This window comes from Skermanella sp. (assembly GCF_059503625.1).
This window is the reverse complement of sequence record NZ_JCACHA010000226.1, coordinates 1-2,045: the sequence shown is the minus strand read 5'-3', so window position 1 is coordinate 2,045 and position 2,045 is coordinate 1. Positions and strand designations below refer to the sequence as shown.

The window sequence follows — 2,045 nt, the reverse complement described above, 5'->3', positions numbered from 1 at the left end:
GGAGTTCGATGAAATTGTCGGCTTGGCGGCGGAGTTCGTCAGCGACCATCGGCGGCTGGCTGCGCACGGTGCTGATGACCGAAACCCGAACGCCCTTGCGCTGAACCGCATCGACCAGCCGGCGGAAGTCACCGTCGCCCGAGAACAGCAGTATATGATCGACGTGTTCGGCCATCTCCATCACGTCGATGGCCAGTTCGATGTCCATGTTGCCCTTGATCTTGCGGCGGCCGGACGCGTCTGTAAATTCCTTGGTCGGCTTGGTCACCATGGTATATCCATTGTAGTCCAGCCAATCGACCAGCGGGCGTATCGGAGAGTATTCCTGATCTTCTACAAGGGCGGTATAGTAAAAGGCCCTGACTAGGCGTCCCTTAGATGCAAAAAGATCCAGCAAACGTTTGTAGTCGATATCAAACCCCAACGCTCTCGCGGCCGCATATAAATTTGCTCCGTCAATGAACATCGCGATACGTTCTTCTTGATAGAAAATCATCTTAGAACCTTTTTTGACTATAATGGTTATCGTCGGCCGGCCAATTTTGTTTTCACCGCCCCTGTGGCTATGAGAGGAGGCATTAATGTCACATTGGCCACCATGTAGAGATAGGGCAATGCTTGCGAACAGACAAGAGGTTCGCTGGAGGATGCAGCAAAAGTGATATTGATCGCATTAGGATCAAACCTTTCCAGTGACGCCTATGGATCTCCTCAAGACATATGCGTTGCCGCAGTCGAAGCCCTTGAGAAACACGGTGTTACAATTACCGCAAGGTCACGCTGGTTCCGGACCGCTCCAGTTCCAGTGTCCGATCAGCCATGGTTTGTCAACGGTGTAATCGCAGTGGAAACGTTCCTTCCGCCTGCGGATTTACTCGGCTTGCTCCATGACGTGGAAGCGGAGTTCGGACGGACCCGGACCGTCCGGAACGAAGCGCGCATCCTCGATCTCGACCTGCTTGTCTACCACGACGAAGTCTCCTCCAAGGCGAGCGTTCCTGTTCTTCCACACCCAAGGTTGCATGAGCGTGCATTCGTGCTTCTTCCGATGGCCGATATCGCACCGGATTGGCGTCATCCCGCCACTGGCGCCGGCATAGCCGACCTGATCTCAGCGCTTCCCGCCGATCAGCGCGCCGAACCGGTCGCGCAGGAGATGGAAGATTGACCGGGGATCGCAGCCAGGCTTCCGGTCTGTCGGACTTGCTTCGCGGGTATAGGGGCCGTATATAAAAAGGCTTGTCATATAGTTGGAGTTTGCCCGTAATGGCACGCGTTACCGTTGAAGATTGCGTCCTCAAGATTCCCAACCGTTTCGAGCTGGTGATGATGGCCGCCCAACGGGCGCGGGACGTCGCGACCGGTGCATCGCTTTCGATCGACCGCGACAACGACAAGAACCCGGTCGTGGCGCTGCGCGAGATCGCCGACGAAACGATCGGCCTCGACGAACTGCGCAATGCGCTGATCAAGGGCCACCAGAAAGTGGTCGAGGCCGACGAGCCCGAGGACGACATCGTCGAACTGATGGCCGGCGAGCAGGCTTGGGCACAGCAGATGAACATGGGCGAAGACGGCGAAGGCGAGGGCGACGAGCTTGGCGCCGATGCCGACGCTGAAGGCGACGGCGACGACGAGGAAGATGTCCTTGCCGGCATGGAAGCCGAGCCGGGTATCGATGTCGACAGCGAGGAAGGTGCCCTTGTCGATCGTGACGTCGATGACAGCGGCAAGGTCTACGAGTAAGCGATCGGCTGCCGATTGGCGGGGGCTTGCCGTTCGAGTGTCCGAAATCCCACCATTGACGCTGTCGTTTGCCGTGGGTGAGTGCCGATGATCCGGCAATACGAGCTGGTCGAGCGCGTCAAAGCGTATGATCCCAGCGCGGATGAGGATGCCCTCAACCGCGCCTACGTGTTTTCCATGCGCGCTCACGGTTCCCAGACCAGGGCGAACGGCGACCCCTACTTCTCGCACCCGCTGGAAGTCGCCGGCATCCTCACACAGATGAAGCTGGATACCGCCTCGATCGTGACGGCTTTGCT

3 protein-coding genes and 2 pseudogenes are annotated in these 2,045 nt (G+C 57.8%); 4 read left to right on the top strand and 1 reads right to left on the bottom strand.

The window, feature by feature from the left end:
• On the bottom strand, positions 1-496 hold a 496-nt coding region (locus tag AC5JJ6_RS05595), incomplete at its 3' end, for a LabA-like NYN domain-containing protein (RefSeq protein WP_496041091.1).
• A gap of 162 nt (positions 497-658) precedes the next feature.
• Here AC5JJ6_RS05595 and folK point away from each other — a divergent pair.
• The 4 genes and pseudogenes from folK to AC5JJ6_RS05575 form a co-directional block, all read left to right on the top strand.
• Positions 659-1,006 (top strand): annotated as a pseudogene (gene folK, locus AC5JJ6_RS05590) (2-amino-4-hydroxy-6-hydroxymethyldihydropteridine diphosphokinase); the annotation flags it as partial.
• Between the two features lie 30 nt (positions 1,007-1,036).
• Positions 1,037-1,168: a hypothetical protein gene (locus tag AC5JJ6_RS05585; protein WP_496041094.1), complete on the top strand. Its 132-nt coding sequence runs from the start codon at positions 1,037-1,039 to the stop codon at positions 1,166-1,168.
• Between the two features lie 98 nt (positions 1,169-1,266).
• Positions 1,267-1,635: pseudogene (gene rpoZ / locus AC5JJ6_RS05580) on the top strand (DNA-directed RNA polymerase subunit omega); the annotation flags it as partial.
• A gap of 198 nt (positions 1,636-1,833) precedes the next feature.
• Positions 1,834-2,045: HD domain-containing protein (locus AC5JJ6_RS05575; protein WP_496041090.1), on the top strand; the 212-nt coding region annotated here is incomplete at its 3' end.